Origin of the sequence: Ruegeria lacuscaerulensis, from assembly GCF_013033355.1 — a bacterium.
In the GTDB taxonomy this organism is placed as follows: Bacteria; Pseudomonadota; Alphaproteobacteria; order Rhodobacterales; family Rhodobacteraceae; genus Ruegeria; species Ruegeria lacuscaerulensis_A.
This window is the reverse complement of sequence record NZ_WQDY01000002.1, coordinates 169,986-184,470: the sequence shown is the minus strand read 5'-3', so window position 1 is coordinate 184,470 and position 14,485 is coordinate 169,986. Positions and strand designations below refer to the sequence as shown.

The 14,485-nt window shown below is 57.3% G+C and carries 17 protein-coding genes and 1 tRNA gene; 13 read left to right on the top strand and 5 right to left on the bottom strand.

Translation table 11 applies throughout. The annotated features are described in order from the left end of the window. Positions 1-19 precede the first annotated feature (19 nt). The gene (locus tag GOW48_RS04310) at positions 20-427 is read left to right on the top strand and encodes a universal stress protein (RefSeq protein WP_170751677.1); all 408 of its coding nucleotides are present in this window, start codon (positions 20-22) and stop codon (positions 425-427) included. Here the strand turns inward: GOW48_RS04310 and GOW48_RS04305 are convergent. Next, on the bottom strand, positions 412-915 hold the full coding sequence (locus GOW48_RS04305) for a HugZ family pyridoxamine 5'-phosphate oxidase (RefSeq protein WP_170751675.1): 504 nt from the start codon (positions 913-915) through the stop codon (positions 412-414). The genes GOW48_RS04310 and GOW48_RS04305 overlap by 16 nt on opposite strands. Positions 916-1,173: 258 nt before the next feature. On the opposite strand from GOW48_RS04305, the gene GOW48_RS04300 reads away from it, so the two are divergent. Then, positions 1,174-1,464 (top strand): excalibur calcium-binding domain-containing protein, encoded by a 291-nt coding sequence (locus tag GOW48_RS04300; RefSeq protein ID WP_170756377.1) that lies wholly within the window; start codon positions 1,174-1,176, stop codon positions 1,462-1,464. A 7-nt stretch (positions 1,465-1,471) separates the two neighbouring features. After that, complete coding sequence (locus tag GOW48_RS04295; protein WP_170751671.1) at positions 1,472-1,825, top strand: MmcQ/YjbR family DNA-binding protein; 354 nt, start codon at positions 1,472-1,474, stop codon at positions 1,823-1,825. Here the strand turns inward: GOW48_RS04295 and GOW48_RS04290 are convergent. Next, positions 1,822-2,523: an ORF6N domain-containing protein gene (locus GOW48_RS04290; protein ID WP_170751669.1), complete on the bottom strand. Its 702-nt coding sequence runs from the start codon at positions 2,521-2,523 to the stop codon at positions 1,822-1,824. The genes GOW48_RS04295 and GOW48_RS04290 overlap by 4 nt on opposite strands. A 220-nt stretch (positions 2,524-2,743) precedes the next feature. Between GOW48_RS04290 and GOW48_RS04285 the strand changes: the two genes are divergently transcribed. Further along, entirely contained in the window at positions 2,744-3,037 is a 294-nt protein-coding gene (locus tag GOW48_RS04285) for an antibiotic biosynthesis monooxygenase family protein (RefSeq protein ID WP_234899364.1), read from the top strand. Positions 3,038-3,157: 120 nt separating this feature from the next. Here the strand turns inward: GOW48_RS04285 and GOW48_RS04280 are convergent, their stop codons facing one another. Together GOW48_RS04280 and uvrB are read right to left on the bottom strand one after the other, a co-directional pair. Further along, on the bottom strand, positions 3,158-3,565 hold the full coding sequence (locus tag GOW48_RS04280; RefSeq protein WP_170751667.1) for a hypothetical protein: 408 nt from the start codon (positions 3,563-3,565) through the stop codon (positions 3,158-3,160). 111 nt (positions 3,566-3,676) lie between these two features. Then, a complete protein-coding gene (gene uvrB / locus GOW48_RS04275; RefSeq protein WP_170751665.1) occupies positions 3,677-5,863 on the bottom strand; it encodes an excinuclease ABC subunit UvrB in 2,187 nt (728 codons plus the stop codon). A gap of 153 nt (positions 5,864-6,016) precedes the next feature. Here uvrB and GOW48_RS04270 point away from each other — a divergent pair, with 153 nt between their 5' ends. The 3 genes from GOW48_RS04270 to GOW48_RS04260 all read left to right on the top strand — a co-directional run bounded on the left by GOW48_RS04270 (position 6,017) and on the right by GOW48_RS04260 (position 6,957). Then, positions 6,017-6,328 carry an ETC complex I subunit gene (locus tag GOW48_RS04270; RefSeq protein ID WP_170751663.1) on the top strand — a complete coding sequence of 104 codons (312 nt, stop codon included), beginning with the start codon at positions 6,017-6,019 and terminating at the stop codon, positions 6,326-6,328. Continuing rightward, positions 6,329-6,805 (top strand): GNAT family N-acetyltransferase, encoded by a 477-nt coding sequence (locus GOW48_RS04265; RefSeq protein ID WP_170751661.1) that lies wholly within the window; start codon positions 6,329-6,331, stop codon positions 6,803-6,805. It abuts the gene before it with no gap. 75 nt (positions 6,806-6,880) lie between these two features. Further along, a tRNA-Arg gene (locus GOW48_RS04260) sits at positions 6,881-6,957 on the top strand. A 91-nt stretch (positions 6,958-7,048) separates the two neighbouring features. On the opposite strand, the gene GOW48_RS04255 is transcribed toward GOW48_RS04260, so the two are convergent. Then, positions 7,049-7,210, bottom strand: coding sequence for a hypothetical protein (locus GOW48_RS04255; RefSeq protein ID WP_170353427.1), 162 nt, complete (start codon positions 7,208-7,210; stop codon positions 7,049-7,051). Positions 7,211-7,552: 342 nt separating this feature from the next. Here GOW48_RS04255 and iolG point away from each other — a divergent pair, with 342 nt between their 5' ends. The 6 genes from iolG (at position 7,553) to iolE (ending at position 14,476) form a co-directional block, all read left to right on the top strand. Continuing rightward, entirely contained in the window at positions 7,553-8,566 is a 1,014-nt protein-coding gene (iolG, locus tag GOW48_RS04250) for an inositol 2-dehydrogenase (protein ID WP_170751659.1), read from the top strand. Positions 8,567-8,729: 163 nt separating this feature from the next. After that, positions 8,730-9,632 (top strand): sugar ABC transporter substrate-binding protein, encoded by a 903-nt coding sequence (locus GOW48_RS04245; RefSeq protein ID WP_234899385.1) that lies wholly within the window; start codon positions 8,730-8,732, stop codon positions 9,630-9,632. Between the two features lie 81 nt (positions 9,633-9,713). Further along, on the top strand, positions 9,714-10,838 hold the full coding sequence (locus tag GOW48_RS04240; RefSeq protein WP_170353424.1) for an ABC transporter permease: 1,125 nt from the start codon (positions 9,714-9,716) through the stop codon (positions 10,836-10,838). Position 10,839: 1 nt separating this feature from the next. Then, the gene (locus GOW48_RS04235) at positions 10,840-11,658 is read left to right on the top strand and encodes an ATP-binding cassette domain-containing protein (RefSeq protein WP_170353423.1); all 819 of its coding nucleotides are present in this window, start codon (positions 10,840-10,842) and stop codon (positions 11,656-11,658) included. Between the two features lie 89 nt (positions 11,659-11,747). Continuing rightward, positions 11,748-13,580, top strand: a complete 1,833-nt coding sequence (iolD, locus tag GOW48_RS04230) for a 3D-(3,5/4)-trihydroxycyclohexane-1,2-dione acylhydrolase (decyclizing) (protein ID WP_170751657.1) — start codon at positions 11,748-11,750, stop codon at positions 13,578-13,580. Further along, positions 13,577-14,476 carry a myo-inosose-2 dehydratase gene (iolE, locus tag GOW48_RS04225; RefSeq protein ID WP_170751655.1) on the top strand — a complete coding sequence of 300 codons (900 nt, stop codon included), beginning with the start codon at positions 13,577-13,579 and terminating at the stop codon, positions 14,474-14,476. Before iolD ends, iolE begins: the two co-directional genes overlap by 4 nt. Positions 14,477-14,485: the final 9 nt, after the last annotated feature.

Below are 14,485 nucleotides of genomic sequence, written 5' to 3'. Positions count from 1 at the left end.
TGAAACGGAGGTACGCGTCATGTATCACAATATTTTGGTCCCGATTTCCTTTGATGCAGAACGGGATATTTCCGGCCCTTTGAAACTGGCAGAGGTTTTGGCAACGCCAGATGCTCAGGTCACTCTACTTCACGTGGTTGAACATATCCCCAACTATGCCATCTCGTACATGCCACCCGAGTATCTGACCGAGGCGCGTAAAGCGCTTCAGGCCGAGTTGGACAGCCTTGCCGCCAAATTGCCCAATGCAAAGGGTATCGTGATCGAGGGGCATTCAGGCCGTACTATCCTGGATTGGGCCAGTGAGCATAAACCTGACTTGATCATTATGGCATCGCACCGCCCAGGTATGCAGGACTTGCTGTTGGGCTCTACGGCGAACCACGTTGTGCGGCACGCGGCGTGTGCGGTTCATGTTGTGCGTTGATCGGCTCGAATATCTTCAGGGGCAAGGCGCCATGCCTTGCCAAAACCGCCGTTCAACAGCGCGTCAGTGACAGCAAAGCGGACAAATCTGAAATCCGAAAAATCGACATACAGCTTGGCTTTTGGGCGTTGGCTTAGGTAGCTGTTACGTAGGTCAAAGTGTTCAGGTGTACCGGGCACGACAAATCCGGCTTGAGCATGCAGGGTCAGCCGCGGATGGGTCAGCGGATCGCCGGTGTCGCCGGGTTCACCAACTAAAATGGCGCAGTTTGGATATGCGGTCAGGGCGCGCGTATGATCGGCTAACGCAGAGATCAGCGTCATGGGCAATCCATCTGGTGCCATGGCCAGCGCGATCCGAGAGACAGATGGCAACCCTGTATCCGGGCGGTTTACCGCCAACGCCCCGAAGGTCGCCGACGCAATAAGGTCGTAGGCCAGTTTTCGGGCGTGATCATCTACGGCTCGAAAAGGGTTCGTTTCTGTCATTCTGTGCCCCGCCTGCTCTGGTCCAAATTACTTTAACCTTTGATGTCTCGGTTCGCGACAGTTCCGATCACCAAAACTTAATCACTCGTGTTCGGACTCAGGGGGCTCGGAATTGCCACAAACCGTGTATACTCAGGCCGTATGACGACCCGAGAATCCTCCCTGCGTCCGGTCTTTACCGATCCGACCTGCCCAGAACGCCAGCGGCGTGCGGAAGTGACCCGTAAAAGGGCGCTGTCACCGGTTCGGATTATGCTGATGATTTTGATGCTTCCGGTCACAACTGCGGCGATTGCGCTGAGCGTGTTCATACGCACATCGGATTTTGAGCGCGAAGAGGCCGTATTTCACCTTGCGGCGCTTGTCGGAGGGTGCCACGCGGCGCAAAAAATCCTGCCCGGCCCGTATTACGAAGGGCAGCCTGGCTATCATTTGCGCAATGACCCGGATGCAGATGGAATCGCATGCGACTCTGGCCGACAAAGCGCGGTAGATACGCCTTTGCAAGCGGAGAAACAGGTCGGTAACGCCAGATTCCTGCGCCCCTGATCCCTGCATGACCCGCGACGAGTTCAACCGTTTCTGCGACACTCTCAAAGCGACCACCCATGTGGTGCAATGGGGTGATGCGGATGTTTGGAAAGTGGGTGACAAGGTGTTTGCGATCTGCGGCTGGAACAATGGCCAGGATGCTTTCACCTTCAAAGCCACCGATCTCGCCTTTGAAGTTCTAAGTGACGAGCCCGGTATCCGCCCAGCGCCCTATCTGGCTTCGCGCGGGATGAAATGGCTGCAGGTACACGAGGAACGCGGGATGAGTGACGCGTCGCTGCGCGAACATATCGTGACCTCTTATGATCTGGTCGTTGCGAAGCTGACTAAAAAGTTGCGGGCAGAGCTGGGGGTTTAACCCTTCATCGCCTGCAGCAATTCCAGCAACTGTTTGCGGTCATCATCATCGGCGTAGTCACCGGTAGCCAGACGCTCGGCAATGCGCAGGCGCAGGCGTTCCTGTTGGGTGCGGACCTCTTCACCTGCGGTCTCAGCCAAGGTTTTCATGATCGCCGCCACGGCCTTCTGGCGCTTGGTGGTTGGGTTGGCGATGTAATCCACAAGGCTCTGCTGCCCGGAATCGAGGATGTTTTCGGCCAGATCGCGCAACTGCTCACCATTGGGCAGCAGCGGGGCGGGGGTGTCCTCGGGCGGCAGGATTTCCGGCGCGCTGCGCGGAGTTTCGGCCAATGCATTCGCGCCGTCGACAAAGGCCTCGGTAATCATCCGCGTGATCCTGATCGCACGCGGGTCCTTGAACAGGGCCGAGGCGATGGCCACGCCGTAGTCGGTATAGACCCAAGGATTGACCCGCCGCCCACCGCGCCCCTTGGGTTTTGAAATCACATTTTGTGATTGCAACTCGGCGACTTCGGCATCGGTCAGTTGAAAGCGGTAGCCCTCGAACAGGTCCTTGTTGCGCGACACGGCCTGATTGAAGGCGCTGACGGATTTTCCATAGAACTGTGCCAGATCCTCGGCCAGCACCACGCGGGTGCCACGCACGCGGTGAATGGCGCTTTGGACCTCATGCGTGCTGGGCAAGGTGTTCGTCATGGCAACCGTTTGGAATCACAATTTGTGATTTCAAACGTGAAGCAGAGAGCGCTGGGCTGCAACTGTGAAGTGTCAGCCGTCGCAAATTGCTGAGGCTTAAAGTTGAAATTACCTCGAATAACAAACTCTCAATATGAGATTATTTAGCGGCGTGTTAATATGTTCTTGGCGAGGTTGCACAAACCCAGCACAGCGCAATCTCGTCCCATGAGGGAGGAAAATGATGTTTGCGCGAATTACTCAATTTAAAATGAAGCCCGGCACCCGTGACGCCGCAACTGAGAAGATGAATGCACTGAAATCCGAAATTATGGGCATGCCCGGCATGCACAGCTTTACCAATGTCATGAATGAAGACGGTTCAGGCTATGTGATCTCTGTGGTCGAGAGTGAGGAAACATCGAACGCGAACGCCTCGAAAGTGGCCGAGCTCTGGGGGCATTTTGCTGAATTTATGGAAGGCCCTCCCTCACCAGTTGGGTATGATGTGATTGCCCATTGGGATAAGGGGTGAGCACGGACCCGCGCGAGAAGCACTCGCGCGGGGTATGGGCGTTCGAGACTTATGCAATCAAACTAAATACCGTGGAAACGCGCTGAGGCAAAAATCAGGAATGGTCATATTCCGGATGGGTTATGACAGTTGAGCCCCAGCACATTCGCGGAAAATCCGCACCGGGTCAGCAGCGCCGTCCAGCGAGAATGTGGCCACATGATCCTGTGTGTATGCGTAGGCTATTTGGTTGTACTCCAACCCATCAAGCACGTTTCCGAAACCCGTATTTGTAACCGTCAATGACTTTGCGTCGTCGGAAAGAATATGGCGGGATGTGGCAATTTCGATTGGGGACGATCCTTCGAAGCGCATTGCGAACCACGGAGTCTGTGTCCAATCAGAGTTCGCTTGGGTCACGGTGATTGTATAAAGCGGCTTGGACGGCTCGTAGGTAAGGAATATTTTCGCCGCGTCGGTCTCGTGCGACAGGGTGCAAATTTCATCAACGGTTACATCCCACGCGTAGGCAGGGGTGCTGAGGATCATTAATAACAAAACGGCTCGCATAACCTGAACCTAGCTACAGAACACCGTTGGGCAAGGTGACAGAATCAAATTTCGCCACGCGCGGCATCTTTGAATTACGTCTTTAACGGTCTACCGTTTCCTCCGCTTCACATTCCCACCCCGCTGACCCGGCCTGCCAGCCGTTGACCGTCCGCGCGCTTTCACTGCGTCTTCCGAGGCCTTCTCGACCACCCATTGCCGCGCCATGGGGTCGTCGGCGACGGCCAGATCGACCGCTTCCAGACGTTTGATCTCATCCCGGATGTTGGCGGCCTCTTCAAATTCCAGATTCTCGGCAGCTTTGCGCATTTGTTCGCGCAGGCCGTCCAGATGCGCCTCAAGGTTCGCGCCGTGCATCGGTTTGTCGATGGTGGCGGTGACGCGGTTCATGTCGACGTCGCCCTCATAAAGCCCGGCCAGAACGTCCTCGACATTCTTCTTCACCGTCTCGGGCGTGATGCCGTGTTCCTCGTTATAGGCGATCTGTTTGGCGCGGCGGCGGTTGGTCTCATTCAGCGCGCGTTCCATGGAACCGGTGATCTTGTCGGCATACATGATCACCCGGCCATCGGCGTTCCGCGCGGCGCGGCCGATGGTCTGAACCAGAGAGGTCTCGGACCGCAGGAAGCCTTCTTTGTCGGCGTCCAGAATGGCGACCAGCCCGCATTCGGGGATGTCCAAACCTTCGCGCAGCAGGTTGATGCCGATCAGGACGTCGAAGGCCCCTAAGCGCAGGTCGCGCAGGATTTCGATTCGCTCGATCGTGTCGATATCCGAGTGCATGTAGCGCACCTTGATGCCCTGTTCGTGCATGTATTCGGTCAGGTCCTCGGCCATGCGTTTGGTCAGCGTCGTGACCAGCGTACGGAACCCGTTGGCGGTGACTTTGCGTACCTCGTCCAGCAAATCATCGACCTGCATGCTGACGGGGCGGATTTCAACCTCGGGGTCCAGCAGGCCGGTGGGGCGGATCACCTGTTCGGTGAAGACACCGCCGGTCTGTTCGATCTCCCACTTGGCAGGGGTGGCCGAGACGAAGACGGATTGCGGGCGCATGGCGTCCCATTCCTCGAACTTCAGCGGGCGGTTGTCCATGCAGGACGGGAGGCGGAACCCATGTTCGGCCAGCGTGAATTTGCGCCGATAGTCGCCCCGGTACATGCCGCCGATCTGCGGGACGCTGACGTGGGATTCGTCCGCGAAGACAATGGCGTTGTCCGGGATGAACTCGAACAGGGTCGGGGGCGGTTCGCCCGGCGCGCGGCCCGTCAGATAGCGCGAGTAGTTCTCGATCCCGTTGCAGACGCCGGTGGCCTCAAGCATTTCCAGATCGAAATTGGTGCGCTGTTCCAGACGCTGGGCCTCCAGCAGCTTGCCTTCGCCCACCAATTGGTCCAGCCGAATGCGCAGTTCCTTTTTGATCCCGATGATTGCCTGCTGCATCGTTGGTTTCGGCGTCACGTAGTGGGAGTTTGCGTAGACCCGCACCTGCTCCATCGTCGCGGTGCGCTCGCCGGTCAGCGGGTCGAATTCGGTGATCTGTTCCAGTTCTTCGCCGAAGAAGGACAGCTTCCATGCACGGTCCTCAAGGTGGGCGGGCCAGATTTCGAGGCTGTCACCGCGAACACGGAACGAACCGCGCTGAAACGCCTGATCGTTGCGGCGGTATTGCTGGGCCACCAGATCCGCCATCACCTGCCGCTGATCATACTCGCTGCCCACCTTCAGGTCCTGCGTCATCGCCCCATAGGTCTCGACCGAACCGATACCGTAGATGCAAGACACCGAGGCCACGATGATCACGTCATCCCGCTCCAGCAGCGCGCGGGTGGCCGAGTGGCGCATCCGGTCGATCTGTTCGTTGATCTGGGATTCTTTTTCTATGTAGGTATCGCTACGCGGCACATAGGCCTCGGGCTGGTAATAGTCATAGTAGCTGACGAAATACTCGACCGAGTTTTCGGGGAAGAAGCCTTTGAACTCACCATAGAGCTGCGCGGCCAACGTCTTGTTGGGCGCAAGGATGATGGCGGGGCGCTGGGTTTCCTCGATCACCTTGGCCATAGTGAAGGTCTTGCCTGTGCCGGTCGCGCCCAGCAAAACCTGATCACGTTCACCGTCCTGAACGCCGCCCGCCAGTTCCTTGATGGCCGTTGGCTGATCCCCTGCGGGCGCAAAATCAGTGTGCATGACAAATGCCTTGCCGCCTTCAAGCTTCAGGCGGGCGCGGACATCTTCAGAGATCAGTTGCGTCTTGTCGGAATGTGCATAGGCCATAAGGGGGGATTCCTTTCGGGCCTGATTTTGGTCTGTTTTTGTTCTTGTTCAAGGGGGCATTTCCAATCGCTTCAATTGCGACAATTGCGGGCTTGTCCGGGCGGCGCGTCTGACGCATAAACACCCCTAGCCAAGCGAGTACGGAGAGGCGACATGCGCGCACGGATTTACCAACCTGCAAGGAATGCCATGACTTCGGGAATGGCCAAGACCCGCAAGTGGGTTCTGGAATATGCTCCTGCGTCTTCGCGCGAGGTTGATCCGCTGATGGGTTGGACGTCGTCGTCCGATACGCAGACACAGGTGCGCCTGAAATTCGATACCAAGGAAGAGGCGCTGGACTACGCCAAAGACAACAGTATCGAAGCCACTGTCAGCGAGCCGCATAAGCGCAAACCAAATCTGCGTGCACGTGGGTATGGCGAGAACTTCGCTACCGACCGGCGCGCGCCCTGGACGCACTGAATGGTCCACATTCGCCTGGCTGATCCCACCTCGGATGGTGTGCGGCAACTGGTGCAGGCTCACTTTGCACATAGTGAAACGGCAGGACCGGCTGAAAGCAACCATACTATGGATGCGCAGGGACTGGCCGGGCCGGACATGCGGTTTTGGGCTGTGTACAACGACAGCAGGCCTGTCGGATGCGGCGCGCTGAAAACATTGCCGGACGGCACCGCCGAGGTGAAGTCCGTACATGTTCTTTCATCTGAACGGGGGAAAGGGCTGGCGCGCGAGATAATGAACCACCTGGCAACTTTGGCGCGGGCCGAGGGCGTTTCGGCATTGGTTCTTGAAACCGGAGCGGCGCATCTTGGGGAATATGACGCCGCACGTAAGCTCTATGAAGCTCTGGGCTACGCATATTGCGGACCGATTTACGGATATGAGGCAGACCCAAATAGCGCGTTCATGCGATTGGACCTTAACCCAAAGGCTTGAAACTCGGCCGCGCGTCAGGGCCGCAATTACCGCGTTGACTTATGGGTTGGCGTTGTCCAATAAAAGCGAACTTGCGCCCACGTAATTCAACTGGATAGAATATCCGACTTCTAATCGGGCTGTTGGGGGTTCGAGTCCTCCCGTGGGCGCCATTTCATCTGATGGCTGAGTCTTGACTAAAAAAGACCGAACCCTTGGCGACTAGCCAAGGGGATTTGCCAACACTGTCGCGATGGCTTGTGCCTATTTGGCGAAAACCAGCCGAGCCAGAAAATACAATCCAACCACTGTGATGATCAGGAAAACCGGGTTCCCGACGATTTGACCGATCCAGGTTGATACGCCGAATTCTCCGAAATTGAACCCGCCCAAACTGAATTTCGATGTAATTCCATAATCAAACATTTTGACAGCACCCCACAAAACAATGGGTCATTATGACATAAATTTTGTAAAAATTCTTCGTCTCAGGTGAGTGATACGTAAGTGTCTGAAAATTAAGATCTTACACCACCCATGCTTTTTTGGGAGCGTGAAGGCGCGCCACCAGAATCACCCAGGTTTCAGAAAGGTTTCTGACTTCGAAACGTTTGAAATCGTGAAGGTATCATACGATCTTCGATCTGCAATCGAGTCTGAGTAGCGCTTGTGACTTGCAATACGGATGCCCCGACCGCGAGAAAAAGCATTGCAACCGGTTGCAAAAATGAACATTGTTACGCTGAGAAGAGGATTCGGGAGGCCCCCATGCTAAAGATCGGACTACTGGGAGCAGGACGTATCGGACGCGTGCATGCAGATGCAATCGCCGGGCATCCCCAGTCCGAGTTGGTGGCAATTTCTGACGCAGTGACCGAGGCGGCGGATACATTGGCGACCCAATACGGCGCCAAAGCGGCCAGTTCTGAGGAAATTATCGCTGATTCCTCGATAGATGCGGTCCTCATTGCTACGCCAACCGACACGCATTCCGATTTGATCCAAGCCGCAACCAGCGCGGGAAAGGCTGTTCTGTGCGAAAAGCCAGTGGATTTGGATCTAGAGCGTGCTCAAGCCTGTCAAATGGCGGTTGCTGAGACAGCTCAACCTGTGATGATCGGGTTTAATCGTCGGTTCGATCCCAGCTTTTCGGCCCTTAAAGCTGCGGCTGATCAGGGGGAGATCGGAAAGCCCGAGATGCTATCTATCACTAGCTTCGATCCTGCGCCTCCTCCGATCAGCTATGTCAAAGTGTCTGGCGGCCTGTTCCGCGACATGATGATACACGATTTTGATATGGCGAACTATTTGATGGGGCAGTTGCCGGAACAGATTTCTGCCATTGGCAGCGCGATCGTCGATCCCGAAATCGGACAAGCAGGCGACGTGGATACGGCTGTTGTAACAATGACTTACAGCAGCGGTCAGATCGCCGTCATCAAGAATTCACGGCGTGCGGTCTACGGTTATGATCAGCGGATCGAGTTGTTGGGGTCCGACGGATTACTGCAAGCCAACAACGTATTGGAAAACGCTGTGGTGAAATCCACGGCTCAAGGCGTCACAGGTGCCAAGCCAACGTATTTTTTCCTTGAGCGTTATATGCCAGCGTACCGCGCCGAATGGGATGCGTTTGTGAGGGCAGCGCAACACTCTTCACCTATTCCGGTCACTCTTGCAGACGGAGTGGCCGCCCTAGCCATGGCCGAGGCCGCGACCCGTTCGCTGCGATCTGGCCGGGCAGTTACCCTATCTGATGTTTTGAAACCGGTTGCAAAATGAGTCGATATACGGAAACTGGGAACAGCTCCGTCAGCTTCCGGAGTGGAGGAGATTCGGTCCGTCCGAATGATTGGGGCTAAGACCCCGGCAAAAAAGACAAACTGTTCTTATGGGAGGAAACCAAATGAATAAGTTCGTAAAAAGCGCTCTGGCGGCCAGTGCGATGGCGCTGGCGACCGTGACCGGCGCGGCTGCGGAGGGCGAGAAGTACATTCTGGTCAGCCACGCCCCTGACAGCGATAGCTGGTGGAATACGATCAAAAACGGCATCGCCTTGGCGGGCGAGCAGATGGGGGTCGAGGTGGAATACCGTAACCCTCCGACCGGCGATCTGGCGGACATGGCGCGGATCATTGATCAGGCGGCTGCCTCTGGCCCGAATGGGATCATCACCACGCTGGCCGATCCAGACATCCTGGAAGGTCCAATCCGGGCTGCGGTGGATTCCGGTATCGACGTTATCATCATGAACACCGGCACGCCTGAGAAAGCGCGCGAAGTGGGCGCTCTGATGTATGTTGGCCAGCCAGAATATGACGCGGGCCTCGCTGCCGGTCAGCGCGCCAAGGCTGACGGCATCGGGTCGTTCCTCTGCGTGAACCACTACATCGTACAGCCATCCAGCCAGGAGCGTTGTCAGGGCTTCGCCGATGGTCTGGGCGTCGAACTGGGCGAGCAGATGATCGACGCGGGGCAGGACCCTGCCGAAATCAAGAACCGGGTTCTGGCCTATCTGTCGGCTAACCCGGACACCGACGCTGTTCTGACACTTGGCCCGACCTCGGCTGATCCGACCATTCTGGCGCTACAGGAAAACGGCATGGCCGGTGACATCTACTTCGGCACATTCGATCTGGGCGGTGAAATCGTCAAAGGTATCAAGGACGGCACCATCCAGTGGGGCATCGACCAACAGCCCTTCCTGCAAGCCTATCTGCCGGTTGTAGTTATGACCAACTACCACCGTTATGGCGTTCTGCCGGGCAACAACATCAACTCGGGCCCCGGTTTCGTAACCGCAGACGGTCTGACCAAGATCGAAGAGTTCGCGGGCGAATACCGCTGATCTTCTCAATCACAGCGGGCACCAATTGGGCGTGCCCGCTGTACCCCCAAAACTCAGAACCCCGCGCGAGGGAGGACCACGATGTCTGAGTCAGTTCAATCCACGGCAGGCGGCGACGAACGGATCAAAGAGATCTCACCACTTCGCCGCGCTCTGATCCGCCCCGAATTGGGTGGGATGGTCGGCACTGTCGCCGTATTCACCTTTTTCCTGCTGTTCGCCTTTGACAGCGGCATGTTCACCGCTCAGGGGGTCATGAATTGGTCGGTCGTTTCGGCTCAGTTCATGATCATCGCTGTTGGGGCCTGCCTGCTGATGATCGCCGGTGAATTTGACCTGTCCGTTGGGTCGATGATCGGGTTTGCGGGCATGATGATTGCTATTTTCTCGGTCACGATGAGCTGGCCGGTCTGGATGGCTATCATAATCACGTTTGTCCTATGCGTCGCCATCGGAGCGCTAAACGGCTACATCGTTGTCCGAACAGGCCTGCCCAGTTTTATTGTTACGCTGGCGTTTCTGTTCATTCTGCGCGGATTCACGATTTACCTGCCACAGACGATTGAACGTAAAACCATCATCGGCGGGATCAAGGACGCAGCCGAAGGCGATTGGCTGGCATCTATCTTTGGCGGCAAGGTCGGGCAGGGCCTGTTCGTTTGGCTGGGTGACAACGGTATTATCGAGGTTTTCGAACGGGGTACGCGTCAGGGTCAGCCGGTGGTGGACGGCATTCCAATGCTGATCATCTGGGCTATCGTAATCATCATCTTTGGCCATGTGCTTTTGACCAAGACCAAATTCGGCAATTGGATTTTCGCAGCTGGTGGCGATGCCGAGGCAGCCCGGAACTCGGGTGTTCCAGTCAACAAAGTCAAAATCCTGATGTTCATGTTCACGGCCTTCTGCGCCACGGTTTTCGCCACCTGTCAGGTGATGGAGTTCGGATCAGCCGGCGCGGATCGTGGTCTGCTGAAAGAGTTCGAAGCGATCATTGCTGTGGTTATCGGTGGCGCATTGCTAACCGGCGGCTATGGCTCGGTCCTTGGCGCGGCGCTCGGCGCGCTGATCTTTGGAGTGGTTCAACAGGGACTGTTCTTTGCCGGCGTGGAAAGCTCTCTGTTCCGGGTGTTCCTGGGCGTGATCCTGCTGGGCGCGGTGATCCTGAACACCTATATCCGTCGCATCATCACAGGAGAACGCTGAGATGACCGAAGATACCAAGTTCCATCATGGCGACGCGCAGGATCAAAAGCCGATCATTCGGATGGTCGACATCCAGAAACACTTCGGCTCGGTCATTGCGCTGGCTGGTGTCAGCTTTGACCTAAAACCAGGGGAGTGTCACTGCCTTCTGGGCGACAACGGTGCGGGCAAATCGACCTTCATCAAGACTATGTCCGGTGTGCACAAGCCAACCGCAGGCGAGATATTCTTCGAAGACAAGCCTATGCACTTCGAAGACCCGCGCGATGCGATCTCCGCTGGGATCGCAACGGTGCACCAGCATCTGGCCATGATTCCGCTGATGAGCGTCAGCCGCAATTTCTTCATGGGCAACGAGCCGACGCGCAAAGTGGCCGGGATCAACTTTTTCGATAAGAAGCTAGCCGATGAGATCACCATGGAAGAGATGCGCAAAATGGGCATCAACCTGCGTGGTCCAGATCAGGCCGTTGGCACATTGTCTGGGGGCGAGCGTCAGACGGTGGCAATTGCGCGGGCTGTGCATTTCGGCGCGAAGATTCTGATCCTGGACGAACCGACCTCGGCCCTTGGCGTGCGTCAGACCTCGAATGTTCTGGCGACCATCGACAAGGTGCGCAGTCAAGGTGTGGGCGTTGTCTTCATCAGCCACAACGTGCGTCATGCTCTGGCCGTGGGGGACCGCTTTACCGTTCTCAATCGGGGTCAGACTCTGGGCACTGCAAAACGTGGTGAGATCACGCCAGAAGAGTTACAGGACCTGATGGCAGGTGGTCAGGAACTGGCTCAGCTGGAAGGCTCACTGGGCGGAACTGTTTAACGCCGTTCCCCCAACCCTGGGCTCAAGCGTCCAACATTTAACGAAAATTCTGGAATGGCCAAATTGGCCTTGTGTTGAAAGGGATCACAATGGGCAAAACAGTCCGACTGACCACAGCGCAAGCTTTGGTGCGCTATCTGGGCGCGCAATTGAACGAGTCTGGGGAGCCGTTTATCGCAGGCGTCTGGGCCATCTTTGGCCATGGGAATGTGGCTGGGCTGGGCGAGGCGCTGCATGCAGTGAAAGACAGCTTGCCCACCTATCGCGGCCATAACGAGCAGACCATGGCCCATTGCGCGATTGCCTATGCCAAGCAAAAGCGGCGGACGCAGACGATGGCGGTGACGTCCTCGATTGGGCCGGGGGCCACGAATATGGTGACGGCGGCGGCGTTGGCCTATGTGAACCGCCTACCGGTCTTGCTGTTGCCCGGCGACGTGTTTGCGACACGCGGGCCTGACCCGGTTCTGCAACAGCCCGAGAATTTCAGCGACGGTACGGTCAGCGCCAATGACTGCTTCCGCCCGGTCAGCCGTTATTTCGACCGGATTACTCGGCCTGAACACCTGCTGACCGCTCTGCCGCGGGCGTTCCGCACCATGACGGACCCCGCGGATTGCGGGCCGGTCACGTTGTCCTTCTGTCAGGACGTGCAGGCCGAAGCTTATGACTATCCCGAAAGCTTCTTTGAGCCCCGCGTCTGGTATCAGCGCCGCATCCGCCCGGATGAAGGTGAGCTGGCCCGCGCAGTGGCGGCGCTAAAGGCGGCCAAACGGCCGGTGATCATCGCGGGGGGCGGGGTGCACTATTCGGATGCGACGGAAGCGTTGCAAAGCTTTGCGGAAATGCACAACATCCCCGTCACCGAAACGCAGGCGGGCAAGTCCGCGTTGGCCTGGGACCATCCGTTGAACCTGGGCCCCGTTGGCGTGACCGGGGGTGAACCGGCCAATGATGTCTGCGCCGAAGCTGATCTGGTTTTGGCAGCAGGGACGCGGTTGCAGGATTTCACAACTGGGTCATGGGGCCTGTTCTCGAACCCGGATCGCGAGATGGTGTGCCTGAACACTAACGCCTATGACGCTGAAAAACACGGCGCGATGCCGTTGCAATCGGACGCGCGCGTGGGTTTGGAGGAGTTGGGCGCTGCGCTTCAAGGCTACCGCGCCGATCCGGTTTCGGACACGCTCAAGGCGGATTGGTACGGTAAGGTCGATAAGCTGACGGACGCGCCCGGCGACGGGAACGCTCTGCCGACGGATATGCAGGTGGTGGGCGCAGTCCAGCGCGCCTCGCATAACGATACGGTGGTGATGTGCGCGGCCGGGACCATGCCGGGTGAACTGCACAAACTGTGGAAAGCCCCGCGCCCTGGCGCATATCACATGGAATACGGCTTCAGCTGCATGGGGTACGAGATTGCGGGCGCCATGGGCATCAAGATGGCCGAGCCCGAGCGTGACGTGATCTGCTTTACCGGCGACGGCACCTATATGATGGCCAATTCCGAGATGGCCTCGGCCGCGATGATGGGCGTCTCGTTCACCGTGGTGATCACCGACAACCGGGGCTTTGGTTGCATCAACCGCCTGCAGATGGGCACCGGCGGGGCCGAGTTTAATAACCTGTTGGACCATGCGGTGCATGAAAACCCGTCCAATATCGACTTTGCCGCCCATGCGGCGGCGATGGGGGCGACCTCGGTCAAGGTCGGCTCGATTGCCGAGCTCGAGGACGCGCTTGCCAAACGCGCCGATATCAAGGGGCCGTATGTGGTTGTCATCGACACCGATCCCTACCCCTCGACCGAATATGGTGGCACGTGGTGGGAAGTGGCGGTGCCCGAGGTCAGCATCCGCCCTGAAGTGAACGAAAAACGCGCGGCTTACGAGCTGGCGATCAAGGAAAGAAATACCAAATGAGCGTGAAAATCGGAATCTCTCCGATCGCGTGGCAGAATGATGATCTGCCGGATCTGACCGCTGGCTACACCATGGAACAGGCGCTGAAAGAGTCGCGTGCGATCGGCTATACCGGCGTCGAACGCGGCCAGCGGATGCCCGGCGATACTGAAGGTTTGCGCGCCTATCTTGAGGCGAATGACATCGCGCTTTGCGGTGGTTGGTGCTCGGGCGCGTCGCTGGTGAATGACTTTGGCACCGAACGTGAGGCCGTACGCGAACAGGTCGAACAATTCGTGGCGCTGAACAGCCCCTGTATCGTATACGCCGAATGCTCGAACACCGTTCAAGGTCAGATCGGAACCCCAGTGAACGACCGCCCGAAACTGTCGAAGGATGAAGTTCTGGCCTACGCCGCCAAGATCACCGAATTGGCCAAGTGGATGGCGGATCAGGGTATGCCCATGGCCTATCACCATCACATGGGTACGATCATCGAAAGCGAAGATGACGTGAACTGGCTGATGGAAGGGTCGGGCCCCGAGGTCAAGCTGTGCTTTGACACCGGCCATTTGCTGTTTGGCGGCGGCGATGTGCTGGCCACCCTGAACCGCTGGGGCGACCGGGTGCATCATGTGCATTTCAAGGATATCCGCCCGCAAGTCGTGCAAGATACGCGCGAGAACAATCGCAGCTTTCTGGATGCCGTCATTGCTGGGGCCTTCACCGTGCCGGGAGATGGCTGCATCGACTTCCAAGCCGTCGCAAACGCGCTGAAGACGATGGATTACAGCGGCTGGATCGTGGTTGAGGCCGAACAGGATCCAGCCAAAGCGCCACCTTACGAATATTCGAAGAAGGGTTACGAGCACATTGTCGAAGTCTGTGGGGAGGCTGGGCTGACGATCACTGCATAACTCACCGCC

Coding starts and splice junctions, on each gene's coding strand:
- iolG (WP_170751659.1), top strand. CDS start 7,553: ATGCTAAAGATCGGACTACTGGGAGCAGGACGTATCGGACGCGTGCAT.
- GOW48_RS04265 (WP_170751661.1), top strand. CDS start 6,329: ATGGTCCACATTCGCCTGGCTGATCCCACCTCGGATGGTGTGCGGCAA.
- GOW48_RS04255 (WP_170353427.1), bottom strand. CDS start 7,210: ATGTTTGATTATGGAATTACATCGAAATTCAGTTTGGGCGGGTTCAAT.
- GOW48_RS04280 (WP_170751667.1), bottom strand. CDS start 3,565: ATGATCCTCAGCACCCCTGCCTACGCGTGGGATGTAACCGTTGATGAA.
- uvrB (WP_170751665.1), bottom strand. CDS start 5,863: ATGGCCTATGCACATTCCGACAAGACGCAACTGATCTCTGAAGATGTC.
- GOW48_RS04240 (WP_170353424.1), top strand. CDS start 9,714: ATGTCTGAGTCAGTTCAATCCACGGCAGGCGGCGACGAACGGATCAAA.
- GOW48_RS04270 (WP_170751663.1), top strand. CDS start 6,017: ATGCGCGCACGGATTTACCAACCTGCAAGGAATGCCATGACTTCGGGA.
- GOW48_RS04245 (WP_234899385.1), top strand. CDS start 8,730: ATGGCGCTGGCGACCGTGACCGGCGCGGCTGCGGAGGGCGAGAAGTAC.
- GOW48_RS04305 (WP_170751675.1), bottom strand. CDS start 915: ATGACAGAAACGAACCCTTTTCGAGCCGTAGATGATCACGCCCGAAAA.
- GOW48_RS04300 (WP_170756377.1), top strand. CDS start 1,174: ATGATTTTGATGCTTCCGGTCACAACTGCGGCGATTGCGCTGAGCGTG.
- GOW48_RS04310 (WP_170751677.1), top strand. CDS start 20: ATGTATCACAATATTTTGGTCCCGATTTCCTTTGATGCAGAACGGGAT.
- GOW48_RS04290 (WP_170751669.1), bottom strand. CDS start 2,523: ATGACGAACACCTTGCCCAGCACGCATGAGGTCCAAAGCGCCATTCAC.
- iolE (WP_170751655.1), top strand. CDS start 13,577: ATGAGCGTGAAAATCGGAATCTCTCCGATCGCGTGGCAGAATGATGAT.
- iolD (WP_170751657.1), top strand. CDS start 11,748: ATGGGCAAAACAGTCCGACTGACCACAGCGCAAGCTTTGGTGCGCTAT.
- GOW48_RS04235 (WP_170353423.1), top strand. CDS start 10,840: ATGACCGAAGATACCAAGTTCCATCATGGCGACGCGCAGGATCAAAAG.
- GOW48_RS04285 (WP_234899364.1), top strand. CDS start 2,744: ATGATGTTTGCGCGAATTACTCAATTTAAAATGAAGCCCGGCACCCGT.
- GOW48_RS04295 (WP_170751671.1), top strand. CDS start 1,472: ATGACCCGCGACGAGTTCAACCGTTTCTGCGACACTCTCAAAGCGACC.